We start from the raw sequence: 15,004 nt of genomic DNA on the forward strand, positions 1-15,004 counted from the left end.
CCGAAGCCCCGCATTAATCGCTCAGCCAAAGGCGTTCATCTGTGCCGCTGCGGCCTTGCGGTCCAGACTTGCGCCGGGGTTTTCGACCGGACGATCGAAGGGCTTCCAGGTTTCGCCAATGACCTGTTCGTAGGCCGCAATGGCTCCCTCGGCTGCCATTCTCAGCGAATGGGCCTGGATACCCATGTCGGCCGCGAACTCCCGCTTGCGTTGGGCGGCGCTGTCATAGCCGACCGGGCCGTCGAGATCCTCGTCGCGGGCATCGTTCGATGCCTTGGCAGTGGCGTCACGGGCCTCGGAAACCGCGCGGGAGTAGAACTGACCGGCGCCGTGCGCCGATCCGACGAAGGCGCCGACGATGCGCTGGAGATGGATCTGCATGGCTTTCTCGCCGAGACCTTCGCTGAGAGTTCCAGCGCTGGCGATGATCAGTTGTTCGTGCTCGTCGCGGATGCCATCGCTCTCGACGACGACGTTTCCGAAGCTTTCGGCGATCTTGAGGGCCTGCGCACTGTCGGGGCAGGTGAGGCGGACCATCTCGACGGTGGCACCCTTGCGGAGCTGGACAATGCGGGCCGACGAACGGTTGGAGGTCGCTTGCTTGGCCATGTCGGTTTCCTTGTTTCGGTTCTCCGAAGCGGTTCCGGCCCCGTGCCGGTCTGCCCTTCGGTGCGGTCAAAGGGAACCGGCGGAAGGCGGGCGCTTTCACAGGTCCGGGACAGCCAAGTGAGCAAATCCGGTTTGCGGCCAAGCGGGTGGCACACTTGCGAAGGACGCGGGCCTGATTTTTGAGCCGAGGCTGGTCCGGCCGCTCCGCGGCGCGCCAGCGGCCTTGAAACGACCGACCGCCGGTTCAGACCGCAACGAACACGAAGGGCAGGCCGGCACGGGCGCTCGACCAGCACCCGAACCGACCATGGAAACCGATGGCCGGCATCCGGATATGACCGTTCTCGCGCCGCATACAAAGGCGCCCCAGGGAACGCTCCAGGGGTCCGCTTCACGCCGCCCGCCGCAAACTAACCATGTCGAGCTTCAACCTGACAATCGCGATGGCGCGGTCCTGACGTTCGAGCTTGCGGACAAGCGCCTCGATCTCTGCGCGCCGTTTGAAGGCGAGGGTCTCGACATGGCTCTGAAACAGCATTTCATCGGACCGCGTCCAACGGGCACTGGTTCGCTTGTGGCTGCGATTGCTGGCCTTGGCCTTCTGGGTAACCGTCAGACGCTCGGCACGTGCCTCGATCTGCCGCTGTATACGATCGAGGTGATGCGCAGTCTCGCGCCGGCCAGCCTCCATACGCGCAAGCAGGTTTTGCGGGCAGGCGGCGCTCATGGTCCGGTCCTTCTCCGCTGCAAGCCGAGGAAGTCGGACGGACCATCATAGACGGCGTGCCGCTGTTCATCGATGACGAACCCGAAACGGCCGCGCGTTTCGTACTCCGCAGCTGGCACCATAAAGCGCCTCTCCTCGTCCTGGCTGGTACTGGAACCGTCGCGCCTTGCCACAACTTCCACCATGCCGGCGTGATGGCTGGACCGTATCGCGGAGGTCACCACCCAGTCGCCAATGTGCTCCTGCTCGAAAGCTGCCTTGTCCTTTGTCCAGGACGCACCCGGCTTCAGCGGGCGACCATGGATATGCTCCCATTCAAGCGGCCAAGTGTTGCGGATCGTCTCATCGGCGCATGTGCGCTCAGAGGTCGTGAACACATCTGGAAATATGAGGGCGACGATGGCCCACTCGGCGTCCTCCTCGTACCAGCCGGAGGATTTTCTCAAAGTCTCGAGGACTTTTACGTTGCGCTCGGGAGTAAGATGGAAACCGCCATGGCCTGAAGTTGAGTGGAACACGATGCCGTCGGCGTAGATCGTCGCATGCTGCGACGCGCCCCATGGCGTGCTGCAGGACATGCGGACCTGCTCGCGGCGGAGTGAGGCGAGTTGCGCCTTGTGCCGGGCCGTCTCGAAGACACGAGCACGAAACGCCGCCTCGCCGTCGAGACGTCCTTCATGCCCGAAGAAGTCCTGCCGCTTCAGATCTGACAAGGGTCGGGTCACACGCCACGCGCTGGCGAGAAAGGCGGCACTTCCGTCAGCCGTTGGTACCATGGCCAGGGTGGTATCGCCGATGCGTGCGACGGGAAAGCCGTCGGCACTGACACCGAAGGTGACATCGTATTTGTTGGCCTCTGCAGGTTTTTCAGGTTCGACGTGAGATGCGATCATCAGCGCTCTCCTTTCTTAAAACAGGAATGAAAACGCCGCCGGGGATGCCGGCGGCGTGGTTCGATCGGAATGGAGAGGCGATTACTCCGCAGCGATACCGTAGGCCGTTTCGTCCTCGGGACCGTGCTCATCACCCGGTTCGACAGCGTCGTTTTCTGGTGTTGACGGATCGTCGGGGGCGAACTCACCTGTGCTGTTTCCAAAAGCAGCGTCCTCAGCCGCATCGTCCGCACCGTCCGTCACAGCGCCATCAAGCCCGTCGTCCTCCAATCCATCGTTGTGCTCGGCGGCCTTGATGAGGCTCGCCACCTCGTCAGCGTCAGGTGCAAACAGAGCGCTCGAATGAATGAGATGCCCCTTTTCGAAATGGTCAACGAGGGCTGCACGCGTTTCGCGCACCCGCGCCCTTGGCTGCACATTCGCCTCCTTTGCCGTGGTTTCGAGCGACTGGCGGGAAAGGCACGACAGGAAATCCTCCGTTCCCATGTTCGGCAGGAAGGCGTCGGCGCCGATCGCCGCACCGGCAACGCGGGAAACCACGCCGCTGTTCGACATGCCGCGCCGGCAAGACAGGACGTCGATCAGGGCGGTGCGGACCGCAACCCGGACCGTGTTCATGTCGAAGGAGAGCCGCCCATTATCTGCAAACATGCGCGCCGCATGACGTTCGAACCGGCCCCGGCCGAAGACCTGATCGTTGGCGCCACTGTCGATCCGCACGTTGGAGCCGGCAAGTGAGAGCACGAGAAGCGCCATCAGCATGTCGTCCTCGATCGGTGCGCGTGAAAGTGCCTCATGCAGCGCATCGGTGCGAAAGTCGCCGATCATTTCCAGGCCCTTCTGAGTGACGTCGGGCCGTGCTTTCGACACGACCGCCATGTCATCGGGCTGTAATCCGTCTCCGGGTGCATCAGACTGGCCTTTGGCCGGTTTCGCTTCGGGCAAGCGATAGTGGATGGTCTGGACCTTGCCCTCGCGATCGAGGTACATGCCGGTGTGGTCGCCCTTGCCCGGCTTGCCATAGACCTGGCTTGCTTTCTTCGGCAGTTCCGGCTGGCCCCAGCTGTTGACCTCGACGATGGCGCCCTTCTTCGGCAAGTTGCTCGTCATCCATTCCTGCTGTGCGCCGAGAAAGGCTTCGACATCCGTCGTGTAGCGATTGTCCTGGTCGGCCGGTCCGAACAGATCTTCCGCCCATTCGATGCCATAAACCGTAGCGAGATCGTCGTCGAAGCTTGCATCCTTGGCATACATCCGCTTCCTGTTCAGCGCGTTGGCGACCGACCACCATTGCGCGGTATCGCCTTTCTTCGGCTTATGAGCCTTCCAAACCTCCTTTTGCTCGTCGAGCGAGGCGGCTGCGATCGTCCGGAGCTGTTGCTCGTTCGGCATGTCGCCCCTTGCCATCTGGTCTAGCATTGCCGGAAGGACATTCGCCAGAAGCCGGAGCTTGCGGATCTGACGAACCGGAAGGGCAAGCGCCACCGCGATGGCTTCCTCGGTCCATCCGAGTGCCACCAAGCGCTCGATGCCGCGCCACTGATCGACCGGATTGAGCGGCTCACGGGCGATGTTCTCGACCATCGAGCGCATGGCGCCGTTGTCGTTGGCGGCGTCTACGACGAGGACGTCGATTTCCTCCAGACCTGCAGCGATAGCCTGGCGCACGCGGCGATGGCCTGCCTGAATGATGTAGCCGTTTCCGCCGTCGAGTTCGGGCGAGATGACGGGCGGCTGGATGATGCCGACGGCTTTCACCGTTGCCAGCAGCAACGCGTCCGACTGCGGCGATGATTTCGAGCGGCGCGCGTCGTCGGGATTTTCTTTCAACGACCGCGGATCGACTTTGATGATGTGCATGACAAAACTCCTTTGAGGGGTTTGTGGGCCGGCCAGACACCAGCCCTTCCTGTCTTCATTCTTTTCGAAGACATCCCCCGAACCGCAGGGCGGACGGGCCGACGCAACTGTCACCGAGCGCCCCTGCCGTGACGCACGAGCGAGGCTCACAGCCCTGCGAGGACGAGTGGCCGGGATGCGCAGGTGACGGTTGAGCGCCAGCGGCGGTGGGAAGGCCAGCCTGCGAGAGGTTCTCTCTTTCGCCTTCTCTCTTTCCTTCCTTCCCTCTTTTCAAATCCGTTTTGAGCCGTTTCGCGGGCGGCCTTGCAACGATGAGCGAAACAAACCGCTTTTATCGCTCACTTAATGGCGGTATAGTGGGCGATAAATACGGAGTTATATTCTATGGCATGGAACTGGGAATTGGAGGCGTGGCCGGGTTTTGAATGGCATCCGGAGCATCTGCGTGCCAAAGAGCAGGCGTTCATCGAGAACGCGGCTATCGCCGTTGGCGCAATGCGCCATCTCGAGAGAAATGACCGCGAAGAGGTCGTGATCGAGCTGCTGAGCTCGGATGCTTTGAGCACGTCGGCAATTGAAGGGGAAGTCCTTGATCGCGACAGCGTGCAATCGTCTCTGCGGAAGCAATTGGGAATGTCCGCTACAGCTTTCCGCAGCAGACCAGCAGAAGCAGGCATTGCCGAAATGATGGCCGATCTCTACCGCCATCCACTTAACCCGATCACCGAGGCGCGGCTGTTCGAATGGCACCGGATGGTCATGAACGGCCGCCGCGACATCGCCGATATCGGAACCTATCGTCGCCACGACGAGCCGATGCAGATCGTGTCGGGGGCTTTTGGTCGCGTGCGTGTGCACTTCGAGGCGCCGCCCTCCGATCGCCTGGCGGTCGAGATGGGCAGGCTTCTCGAATGGCTTGAACGGACCTCGCCAGAAGGGTCGGAGCCGCTTGCCGCTCTCACCCGTGCCGGCATCGCCCATCTGTGGTTCGAGAGCATCCACCCGTTCGAAGATGGCAATGGCCGTATCGGCCGTGCGATCGCCGAAAGTGCGCTTGCTCGTGCAATCTCGACGCCAACCTTCAGTGCGTTGTCGAAATCGCTGCTGAGGCACCGCAAGGACTATTACGCCATGCTGGAGGCAGCGAGCAGCACGCTTGTGATCGATGGCTGGCTCTTATGGTTTGCGGACCGGGCACTCGAAGCCCAGAAATCCGCGGACGAACTGGTGCGCTTCCTGATCGAAAAAACGCGGCTCATGGACAGGCTCCGTGGCGCGCTGAACGAACGACAGGAGAAAGTGTTGCTGCGCATGCTGGCGGAGGGGCCGGAAGGTTTTACCGGAGGCTTGAGCGCCGGCAACTACGCAACAATGACCGGCGCCCCGCCTTCGACGGTCACCCGCGACCTTTCCGATCTGGTCGAGATGGGCGCGCTTCTGCGCACCGGCGAGCGCAAGGCGACGCGCTACCGGCTGAAGATCGCAACCGATGCAAAAGCGACGTGATCGGGAAGTTCTATCAGGAGGGTTACGCCGCGCGCCATGGCTCAGCGTCATCGCGAGCGGATTTCGTGAGCTCCTCGTCGACCTCACTTAACTTCTGGCGCATCTCCGCCAGTTCGTCGGAAAACGCAAAGCTACCACCTTCCCTTGACCGATAGGACGCCAGGCGCCGATGTGCTTCATCGAGCCGATGGTGATAGCGGTCGCGTTCCTCCGCAAAACCGCTGATCGCGTGCTCAAGACGGGAAATGGCGCCGAGCGGTGTCACGGTCACCGCCAGATCGATCTCGAAGTCTGGAAAGCATTCGGCCCTATCTCATAGGTCTTGTCATCCACCGCCGGCCACCACCAATCGTTAGTGGCCGTATGGATTGGGCGGCCATTGGCCAGGCATGCGGGATCGAAAACCAATTGACGGCCGAATTGAAGAAGGCGCTCCGTCCAGGTTTGGACGCGATTATCCGCTGGCTAGGAACGCCACCTGTCGCCGAGGACATCCTGTCGGCGAAACCACGTGCGAAATCGAAGAAAGCCCTTCCCCGTAAGTCGGAAACTGTGACGCGTTCCAGGCCGCAACAGATCCTCTCAGACGAGATCCCGACTCAATCTTCGTCAATGCCAAGTGGACCACAACCGAAACCGATTAGTCCTTTTCCTGAACCATTGTTCGAAGCAACCGATGATCCGGCCAGCTTCCACGATGCACTCGTTTATCAGATGCGCCGGTTCGGCGAGAGCTACTGGCAGCTTTACCGCGCCGTCGTTCGCTTGGGCGAGACTTTCGATGACAAGACCCTGCTGTCATGGGTTCAGGGCGAGCGCGTACCGCGATCTCTGACGAGCTTCGAGATCCTCTCCCGCATCGAACGGCGTTATCGACTGGGACAGGGGTATTTCAAAGCGAAGCTGCCGCACCAATCCCGCTCCCTATACGGCCATGACATGGGCGACATCAGCGCTGCGGAGCGGCGGCGACTTGCATGGCATCTTCCAGACGATTTCAGCAGCTTGCCGTTCTCCAAGCGGGAGGAAATCATCGAATGGGTGCGCCGGGTTATCATCTCGGGCTCAACCGACTATCGTCGCTACCAGGCGGCGGCAACCAAGCAGCGTTATGCAATTCGGTTTCCAGGCATCACCTATGGCGGAGGCACCCTGTCTCCACGACCACAAATGAACCCGGACAGCGCAAACCACAATCCCAAGGCCATTGAAGATCCTGATCTCATGTCCGGCGTCGTCGATGCGCCGCCGCGGTTGGCTATGGAGATGGCCGATCTGATCCGCTTCAAGACATCGACGCTGACCGCAATCGGCTTCCAACGAAATGGAGTGTGGGGAGAGGAAACCGCATCCCAGAAAGTCGAGCATCTCGGCCTCATGTTCGGTGCACTCGCTGCCTCACCCGCCAGCGTCGTCACAGGGCGCGGTGTACCGCTCAGCCAACTAACCTTTGGCCTGTTGATCTTCCCAGGCGTTTGGGATTGGTACCTCCAATGGCGGGAGCAGCGCCGCGGCTTCTATACCAAATGGGAAGAAGACATGCTGATGGTGGCCCAAGCTCTCACGCGGGCGGAGGTGGGCTGGATCCGCCAGCATCCGGAGCTTCTGAAGAAGGTTCAGCCAATCGAGGGGCTGATCGCGCCGGAGGAGATAGAATTCGCAGCGCGCGACTGGCACGGCGCCTGCGACGCATTCCACCGGCATGCTGCCAATCGCTCGAAGGAAATCCAGCGTGTCATGCGCGTGCACCGCGATCCGTTCGAGCCGATCATGGTGGTCCTTGAAGCAGACAGCCCACTGTTGGAATACCGCAAGATCACAGATGAGATCCTGAAGCGTATGCCGGATGAAAATCGCTATCCTCGGGCAGCAGCCGAAGCGGTCCGCTCTTTCCTTTTGCTACGCCTCGGCCTGCATCTTGGGCTTCGCCAAAAGAACCTCCGCCAGCTTCGGCTGTGCCCACGCGGGCATTGTCCGACTTCGGAGCGACGGCTGGAAGACATGAAATGCGGTGAATTGCGCTGGAGCGATCGGGAAAACGGATGGGAGGTCCTCATCCCATCAATCGCATTCAAGAACTCAGGCTCATCATTCTTCGGACAAAAGCCGTTTCGCCTGATCCTGCCGGATTTGCTCGACCTCTATAAATACCTCGAAGCCTATATCGATCGCCATCGCGGGGTGCTGCTCGGTCCAGCAAAAGATCCCGGTACTTTGTTCGTCAAGACGGTGAAGACGACCAGTCTGGACGCGGCATACGATTCCACCAAATTCTATGAAGCCTGGCGGACTGTGATCCAGCGCTATGGGATCTACAATCCCTACACCGGCCGCGGCGCCATCAAAGGACTGCTCCCGCACGGCCCTCATAATCTCAGGGATATTCTGGCAACGCATATCCTCAAGCAAACCGGATCGTATGAGCAGGCGAGTTACGCCATCCAGGACACGCCGGATGTCGTTCAGCAGCACTACGGTCGCTTCCTGCCGCAAGACAAAGCTGCACTTGCGGCGAAAATCCTCAATCAGGTTTGGGAGGCTGCATAGTCGCTCGGATCAATAGCTGATCCACATTGCCCATGCAGATGCAAACCAAGCCCCGCATCTGTATGGGCCCTGCCCGTCGTCTCCGCCTAGAAGGCTATCGAACCCTTGACGCGTAGTTTTCGAACCGCAACCTGCAGAAACTTCAGCGGATTAGTTGTCAACGTGTCGATGCGCAAGATCCCTAAATGTATCGAGCCCGCTCCCGATTTGCCGGAAATCAGGCTGATCCGTCGAATACTCACAAGACATGCCTGATCAATCAAGGGCGACCAGTGTTTCTGCCCCTGCTGTAGAGGAGCTTGCCTTATGGACCCCAATCAACATTGCGGAGCCTTCATCAGCCAAAGCCGATAGAACCGACCAAACTACAGGGTGCAGTGCTTCATCCAGGGCGGAGAACGGCTCGTCGAGCAAGATTAGTGCTGGGTTGCGAAGGGCAGCGAGCGCTATGTTCAGGCGCTGTTTCTCGCCGCCAGACCATGAAGACACCGGCAGGTTCCAGAGTCGTTGTGGCAAGGCCAATCGATCCAACAGCTCGGTGATATCGGCCGAACTTGTTTCTGCGTAAGCAGCTTCATTTGCGAGGTCTGCCGCCAATTTTCCGGGGATCGCCGGCAAAAATTGGGTACAGTAACCAATGGCCACGCTTCGAATTGAAACGAGTTCCGCGACCGATATGTCGAAGAGATCTCGCTGCCCGTCACCAACACACAAGAAGGCACTTCCTCGGCTCGCTCTTTTTGTCCCATACAGCACATCGAGCACCGTCGATTTTCCCGACCCTGAACCGCCGACGATCAATCCTATTTCACCGGCCCTCAATCTAAAGCTCACCGGACCGACGGCTCGTGCTTCGTAGTCCTTTTCCAGGTTCTCGACACGCAAGATGTCCATAGCCGTCCTCAAATCATTGCCGCGACGAGGTCGCGGGCCGCAGGATGACAAGGATCAGCGATGAGCCGGTCTGGTGGAGCCTCCTCGACGATCCTGCCTTCGTCGAGCACGATCACGCGGTGGGCGATCAGCCGGGCAATCCGGAGATCATGTGTCACAAGCAACATGGCGACGCCCGTTTGGCGCTGAAGCCCCGAAAGCAATGAAAGAAGACGGACCTGCACCGAGGTATCCAAACCAGTCGTCGGCTCGTCCAGACAGAGAACCTTCGGTCCGTGGACCAGCGCTCGCGCAATCTGCAAGCGCTGCTGCATGCCACCGGAAAACAAACTCGGCAGGTCGCCCATCCTTGCGACATCGAGATCGAGTGCAGCGAACCAGTGCTGCGCTGACGCCATCGCTCGGCCAAAATTGCGCTCGCCATTGTCGAACAGAGGCTGAACGATGTTCGCGGCGGCACTTTGTGCCATATCGAGGGTGTCACGAGCATTCTGAGCGACTATCCCGACGTTCCGACGTCGCTGTGAAACCAAAGCCTGCTCGGGAAGCTCATAGATCGAGATCGGGCCATCGGCGGATTGGTGTAGCACCCTCCCCTCGTGCGGACGCAAAAGCCCGCCCGCCATGCGCAGCAGCGTCGACTTTCCCGCTCCGGATTTCCCGACGAGACAAAGCACCTCTCCAGGATAGAGGACGAACGACGTGTCCGGCGCAATCCGCCTATCATATGAAACGCGACCAAGCGTCAGGACGGGAGAAGGTAGCCTAAGCACCGGCAACCTCCTTTGATCTTTGTTCGCAACATTCGGTATCGGAGCATACCCATTCGCTTGTCCCATCATCCTTCTGGAGAAGGTGGTCGAGATGACTGGTTGCGCATCCGCAAATGACACACTGCCGTCCGTCATCAGGATAGCCGGGGTCAAAAGGTATATCGTCGAATGCAAGGCTTTCGACATGGGTGTAGGGTGGCAATGCATAGAGCCGACGCTCTCGCGCCGCGCCGAATATCTGAATTGCCGGCGAACGGTGGAGACTAGCGTTATCTCGCTTCGGTATCGGTGACGGAGACATCAAATATCGCCCTTCGACCATAACCGGGTAGTCATACCCTGGCTGGACTGCACCACGACTACCGGTTCTTTCCTCGAACAGCCGAGCGTACACACGGCCGTAATCCGCGTGTGCGTGCATGCGAGAGGCCTCCTTGGCCGAGTTGACGAAGGCGCGCAAAGGGTCTGGTCTCGGCACCTGATAAACGACGATCTGCCCCTCCTGGAGCTTTGCCTCGGGGACACGCTGGCGGACCTGTATGAGTGTTGCCTCAGGCGTGCGGGTCGTGGTGGTTACGAAAGCCGTCCTCGTGAAGAAGGACCGAATGTTGACCGCATTCACCGTGTCGTCTGAGCCATGGTCGGTAACCTTCAGCAAGTCCTCCTCATTGATCAGGCTTGCCGTGACCACCATGCCCCCTACCCCCCAACCGTAGGCTATCGGCATTTCCGGTGCGACGAACGGCACCTGATAGCCCGGGATGGCCAGGGCCTTCAGGATTGTTCGTCTCACAGATCTTTTGCTGTCCTCATCGAGGTAGCCGAACGTTTCATTCATGCGTAGACCTCGCACGCCGGATCAGCTCCAGATCGGATTGAAAGTCGGAATAGTGAGGCAATTTAAGGTGCGATACGTAGCCGGCTGCTTCCACGCCGTCGCTATGGGAAAGCACCAGCTCAGGATCAAGCCCTGCTTTCAGTGCCTGATCCACGGTGGCCATAGCGACAGCTTTCCTCTCGTTCGTCCCGAACGCAACACCGAAGCCTGGCGAGAGATGGGATTGCTTGCCGTCCAGAACCGGCGCCACCATACGGCAGATAGTGATGTCTATATCCCCGATCGAAACGGTAAGCCCCAGATCCTCCAGCTCGACCAGGACCTCAACCTGACCTGCCGACAGCTCTTCCACATAGGGATGGGACGCGCCGGCAGTGCGCAGCCGTGTGTAGGCAAGACCAGTCAGAAACCCCTCTTCTCCACGAACCAGATGGCCGAGCGTCTCGGATGGTCCGTAAGGCGGGCGGACCGGGACACGAGTGATATCGACTGGTTCATAATCCCGGTTCCCGCTCGGCTCGCAGTCTGGGGAAACAAGCAAGTCCTGATAGGGTGATGTATGCAGTGCTAGCGCGGCAGAATCTTGGACGAAACCTCTTTCATCCTGCAACTCATCGTCAACCACCGCGCGATCAGCGCAGGAGCGCGCCTCTATCAAGGAAAAATCGAGAAGCCTATGGGTGTAGTCGTAGGTCGCTCCAAGGATCTGGCCGCCGGCGAGCTCTTTCGTGGTCGCGGAGATATGCCGATCGAGGCAAATATCCGTGAATTCTATGGGCTCGCAATGGCCCATGCGCCGAAGCGTGGCGCGGTGAGCCCGCAATAGGAAGGTCGCCTCCGACAGATCGCCTTGCGCCTGCTTCAGAGCGAGAGCCGCGAGGTCTCGATCGTAAAGGGCGCCTTCCGTCATCACCCGGTCCACTGCACCCCGCATCTGCTCCCTTATCTGGGCGACGGTCAATTCCGGCACATCGGGATCGCCACGCCGGGCACGCGCCAAGGCTTCGAGGCTCCTGGCAATGGCAACTTCTCCCCCCTTAGCCGGCACATACATCGGCGATCTCCAATCTGACGCTTCGGGGGAGACATGCGCACAGTTCACCCGCCGTAAAGATCACATCGACTCCGAGCGGGTAGAGCGCGTTATTCTGCGCCCATGCGGCAGGAAACATTTTCGGCAATCCAATCGGCGCCAGGCTAGCGCCGTTTGGCCCTACTCCCGGGCCGGCAAGCCGCCATGGCTCACCACCGGTGAGTGAAACGACTTCTATGAGCATGGTCGTGGAAAGGTGCGGGTCGACAAGCGTTCCGACGGGAAAGCCATCGAACCCGTTAAAGCGTTCTCCGCTACAGAGTGCGAAAACACAGTTTACCCGACTCGCACTCGGCAACTGTGCCTTGGTCGCATTCGCCTTGATTTCGGCGAAGCCTTCATCAATCCAGACCGGCGTCGTCGTATCCGCGAGTGTCATGAGGATAGCGGCATGGGCGAGGTGTCCTCCGCGCACACTCATCATCTTGCCCGGATAGGCGAATGCCTGAAGGAGGTTTCGATAGGCCTTTCGGTCCTCGTAAGCGTTCTGGGGTCCACGCTGATCGATCGCAATTTTCACGGCGTTTTACCCCCTCGCGCGGCGGTGAAAAAATGTGCCGCTGTCGCTTGAGCCGTATTTGCCCGGCGCTGCCGGCTCACCGAGATGGCGGACTCGGCCGGCTGCAGCAATTTCGGCCTGAGTTCGCCATACATCTGAGGATCCTGGAGCAGCGCATCGAAAACCGCCACAAGCTCAGCCCTTTCAAGATCGCTGCCCAGGACCACGCCATAACCACGCCGACCGGCCAGCTCTACAACGCAGCGCGATACGGTCGCTTCGCCGAGATGAAATGCGGTTTTCGTCACGGGTGTTTTCGCACGCAGCTGGATCAGACCAATCTCTGGCCCCACAAGCCGACGTACATCAGCGCACTGCGGACAGTCTTCAAAAGATGCCCGCAGCAGATCAATGGGCGCGCGGGCGAGCACAGCCATCCAATGGCGACGCTCGCTCTGGACGCAATCGGGATCAGGCGCGGCTGACTTTGGCGTCATAAACATCTTCCGGAGCGAGCGGAACGAGGCGATCGCCCATTTCGCGCTTCAGTGCGGCAAGGCGCACTTCATCGTCGGCGGTGCGATTTTCCTTGCGAGCAAGCTCAAGGAATTCGGGCCGCACATGACCTGGGCGGATCGTAACCTCGACTACCGTACCGCGGTATGTAAAACGGAAATAATACCGTCCCTTCGGGCTTTCCTCGATGCCGTCCCAACCCAGCGAACGGTCGACCACGTACCGACCGTCGGTCAGCCCTCTGGTAACAAATTCGAAGGCATCACGTCCACCAGGACCCGGAAACGCCGTATCGATACGGATTTCACGCCGTTCGACGGGACGTCCTTCATCCAGTAGCGGAAACGCCCGCTGCATGACCTTGAGGCCGTGCGCAACGCCACCGGGAAAACCGGGACCATGGTATTTGAGGAGTTCGGCAAAGCTCACGGTGAAGGCTTCGCCATTCTCGAGATAGGTAATCGTGTCCAATGTAGGCTCCTGTTCTTGGTTTAGGATGAAGAGACGGTTGCCCCAAAGATCGGGGAAACGATATCAGGTCGGCCAACAGCGCCGGTATTCCGCACGAAAGGCACCCCGTAGAGGCGGGCGAGCTCGCCATCCGTCATCATGTCGGCCGTGGGGCCATAGAGAACCTCGTCTCCGGCATGCATCATCAAAGCCCGATCGGCGAGGATCAAACCATGCTGTGGATGATGGGTGGTGAAAACGATCGTGTGGCTGCGAGCCTCCCTCAGCCGCATCAGGACACCGAGCAGCAGGTTTTGATTGGCAAGATCAAGGGAAGCTGCGGGTTCATCGAGCACGAGAACTTTGGCCTCTGTCGCCAATGCCCGCGCAAGCAGGACGATCTGCCGCTCGCCGCCGGAAAGGTGACCGAAAGAGCGTTCTGCAAATTGAGAGGCGCCTACTGTGGCCAACGCGGACAAGGCAGCGATCTCGTCAGCCTTTCCCGGCAGCCCGAAGAGCCCCAGGCGCCCGGCTCGCCCCATCATCACGATGTCAAGGCAACGATGCTGATCTCCGCCACCTTGTGACTGCGGTACATAACCGACAACGGCAGGCATCGTTCGGGTGCCTTCACTCAGCTCCAGGGATCCTAGCAAGGTGCGCAGAAGCGTGGTTTTACCGCGGCCATTACAGCCCAGGATCGCCAACACCTCACCATGCGGCAGATCAAAGCTGACATCGCGAAAAATCCAGCGCTGACCCCGCCTCATTCCTGCATTTGAGAGTGCGATCATTGGGTCGCCCCAATCCGCGCCTGCCTTGTGCAGAGGAGGTAGATGAAGACCGGTGCACCAATGACAGCCGTAAGAATGCCAAGCGGCAGCTCGGCGCTGATAATTGCTCGTGCAAGCGTGTCGATCACCACCATAAAACTCGCCCCAAGCAATGCGGCCGTGCCATGAAAGCGCCGATGCCCTTCCCCGACAAGGAGGCGCGCCGCGTGCGGAATGACGAGCCCCACCCAACCGATGACACCGGCCACGGCTACAGAACCGCCAATGATCACCGAGATTACGGAAAAGACGAGCCAACGCGAAAAGCCGACATTCACACCGAATGAACGCGCTTCTTCGTCACCCATCGACAGGACCGCAATCCGAAAGCGCAAACGATAAAGAATGATGATGGCAAGCAGGATCACCGGGCCATGTTCGCCGACCTTCCTCCAGCTTGCCGATGAGAAACTGCCCATCAGCCAGAAGACGATCGCAGGAAGCGAAGTTTCCGGATCAGCCACGTATTGCGTCAGCGAGATCATCGCTGAAAACAACGCATCAATGACTATACCTGCCAGCACGATCGAAAGGATCGTGCGCCCTGCTACACGTGAGATGACCGCAACCAGCACAAGCGCGAAAAGAGCCGAGCTGAAGGTAGCGGCAAACAACACGGTAGCGCCACCGCCGACCAGCAGCGTCAGCGCCCCACCGAGCGCCGCCCCCGATGAAACACCTAGCACACGCGGCGACACGAGTGGATTGCGGAACAGAGCCTGAAGTGCTGCACCGCATAGAGCAAGTCCTGCACCAACGATCGCCGCCAGCAAGATGCGTGGCACACGAACGTTGATGAGAATGCGCTCCTCCATAGTTTCTGGCGCAAGCGCGCCAGAAAGCCAACGAGCCGCGATGTTCAGGACATCAGCAAGCGGTATGCTGAACCGGCCAACTGATGCCGAGACAACGATCGCCACTACAAGAAGCAAGAGCAATGCCGACCAATGCATGACTGCGCGTGCG

16 protein-coding genes are annotated in these 15,004 nt (G+C 59.8%); 2 read left to right on the forward strand and 14 right to left on the reverse strand.

The genetic code is table 11. The features are described 5' to 3' along the window. Positions 1-21 precede the first annotated feature (21 nt). From GVK95_RS19510 to GVK95_RS19525, 4 genes are all read right to left on the reverse strand, one after another. Positions 22-609 (reverse strand): hypothetical protein, encoded by a 588-nt coding sequence (locus GVK95_RS19510; RefSeq protein ID WP_159952363.1) that lies wholly within the window; start codon positions 607-609, stop codon positions 22-24. Positions 610-1,000: 391 nt separating this feature from the next. Beyond that, positions 1,001-1,336: a hypothetical protein gene (locus GVK95_RS19515; protein WP_159952364.1), complete on the reverse strand. Its 336-nt coding sequence runs from the start codon at positions 1,334-1,336 to the stop codon at positions 1,001-1,003. Next, a complete protein-coding gene (locus tag GVK95_RS19520) occupies positions 1,333-2,229 on the reverse strand; it encodes a hypothetical protein (RefSeq protein WP_159952365.1) in 897 nt (298 codons plus the stop codon). The genes GVK95_RS19515 and GVK95_RS19520 overlap by 4 nt, the downstream gene beginning before the upstream one ends. Positions 2,230-2,310: 81 nt before the next feature. Next, entirely contained in the window at positions 2,311-4,089 is a 1,779-nt protein-coding gene (locus GVK95_RS19525; RefSeq protein ID WP_159952366.1) for a ParB/RepB/Spo0J family partition protein, read from the reverse strand. Between the two features lie 384 nt (positions 4,090-4,473). On the opposite strand from GVK95_RS19525, the gene GVK95_RS19530 reads away from it, so the two are divergent. After that, a complete protein-coding gene (locus GVK95_RS19530; protein WP_159952367.1) occupies positions 4,474-5,595 on the forward strand; it encodes a Fic family protein in 1,122 nt (373 codons plus the stop codon). A gap of 22 nt (positions 5,596-5,617) precedes the next feature. Here the strand turns inward: GVK95_RS19530 and GVK95_RS19535 are convergent, their stop codons facing one another. Continuing rightward, the gene (locus tag GVK95_RS19535) at positions 5,618-5,860 is read right to left on the reverse strand and encodes a hypothetical protein (protein WP_244618826.1); all 243 of its coding nucleotides are present in this window, start codon (positions 5,858-5,860) and stop codon (positions 5,618-5,620) included. Positions 5,861-5,958: 98 nt separating this feature from the next. On the opposite strand from GVK95_RS19535, the gene GVK95_RS19540 reads away from it, so the two are divergent. After that, a complete protein-coding gene (locus GVK95_RS19540) occupies positions 5,959-8,142 on the forward strand; it encodes a hypothetical protein (protein ID WP_244618827.1) in 2,184 nt (727 codons plus the stop codon). Between the two features lie 255 nt (positions 8,143-8,397). On the opposite strand, the gene GVK95_RS19545 is transcribed toward GVK95_RS19540, so the two are convergent. Genes GVK95_RS19545 through GVK95_RS19585 form a run of 9 tightly spaced genes read right to left on the reverse strand, consistent with a single transcriptional unit; the run spans position 8,398 to position 14,970 of the window. Continuing rightward, on the reverse strand, positions 8,398-9,036 hold the full coding sequence (locus GVK95_RS19545; protein ID WP_159952368.1) for an ATP-binding cassette domain-containing protein: 639 nt from the start codon (positions 9,034-9,036) through the stop codon (positions 8,398-8,400). A gap of 8 nt (positions 9,037-9,044) precedes the next feature. After that, positions 9,045-9,878: an ATP-binding cassette domain-containing protein gene (locus GVK95_RS19550; protein ID WP_081341774.1), complete on the reverse strand. Its 834-nt coding sequence runs from the start codon at positions 9,876-9,878 to the stop codon at positions 9,045-9,047. Beyond that, positions 9,802-10,647, reverse strand: a complete 846-nt coding sequence (locus GVK95_RS19555; protein WP_062553581.1) for an alpha-D-ribose 1-methylphosphonate 5-phosphate C-P-lyase PhnJ — start codon at positions 10,645-10,647, stop codon at positions 9,802-9,804. The genes GVK95_RS19550 and GVK95_RS19555 overlap by 77 nt, the downstream gene beginning before the upstream one ends. Continuing rightward, a complete protein-coding gene (locus tag GVK95_RS19560; RefSeq protein ID WP_159952370.1) occupies positions 10,640-11,701 on the reverse strand; it encodes a carbon-phosphorus lyase complex subunit PhnI in 1,062 nt (353 codons plus the stop codon). Before GVK95_RS19560 ends, GVK95_RS19555 begins: the two co-directional genes overlap by 8 nt. Next, positions 11,685-12,260, reverse strand: a complete 576-nt coding sequence (phnH, locus tag GVK95_RS19565) for a phosphonate C-P lyase system protein PhnH (protein ID WP_159952371.1) — start codon at positions 12,258-12,260, stop codon at positions 11,685-11,687. Before phnH ends, GVK95_RS19560 begins: the two co-directional genes overlap by 17 nt. After that, positions 12,257-12,736, reverse strand: coding sequence for a phosphonate C-P lyase system protein PhnG (phnG, locus tag GVK95_RS19570; RefSeq protein ID WP_070149867.1), 480 nt, complete (start codon positions 12,734-12,736; stop codon positions 12,257-12,259). The genes phnH and phnG overlap by 4 nt, the downstream gene beginning before the upstream one ends. Continuing rightward, the gene (locus GVK95_RS19575) at positions 12,711-13,226 is read right to left on the reverse strand and encodes a hypothetical protein (protein ID WP_062553577.1); all 516 of its coding nucleotides are present in this window, start codon (positions 13,224-13,226) and stop codon (positions 12,711-12,713) included. The genes phnG and GVK95_RS19575 overlap by 26 nt, the downstream gene beginning before the upstream one ends. Before the next feature lie 20 nt (positions 13,227-13,246). Beyond that, positions 13,247-13,999, reverse strand: a complete 753-nt coding sequence (locus GVK95_RS19580; RefSeq protein ID WP_159952372.1) for an ABC transporter ATP-binding protein — start codon at positions 13,997-13,999, stop codon at positions 13,247-13,249. After that, positions 13,996-14,970, reverse strand: a complete 975-nt coding sequence (locus tag GVK95_RS19585; RefSeq protein ID WP_234614093.1) for an iron ABC transporter permease — start codon at positions 14,968-14,970, stop codon at positions 13,996-13,998. The genes GVK95_RS19580 and GVK95_RS19585 overlap by 4 nt, the downstream gene beginning before the upstream one ends. Positions 14,971-15,004 lie beyond the last annotated feature (34 nt).

Source organism: Rhizobium sp. 18065 (assembly GCF_902706095.1).
Classification (GTDB): domain Bacteria; phylum Pseudomonadota; class Alphaproteobacteria; order Rhizobiales; family Rhizobiaceae; genus Allorhizobium.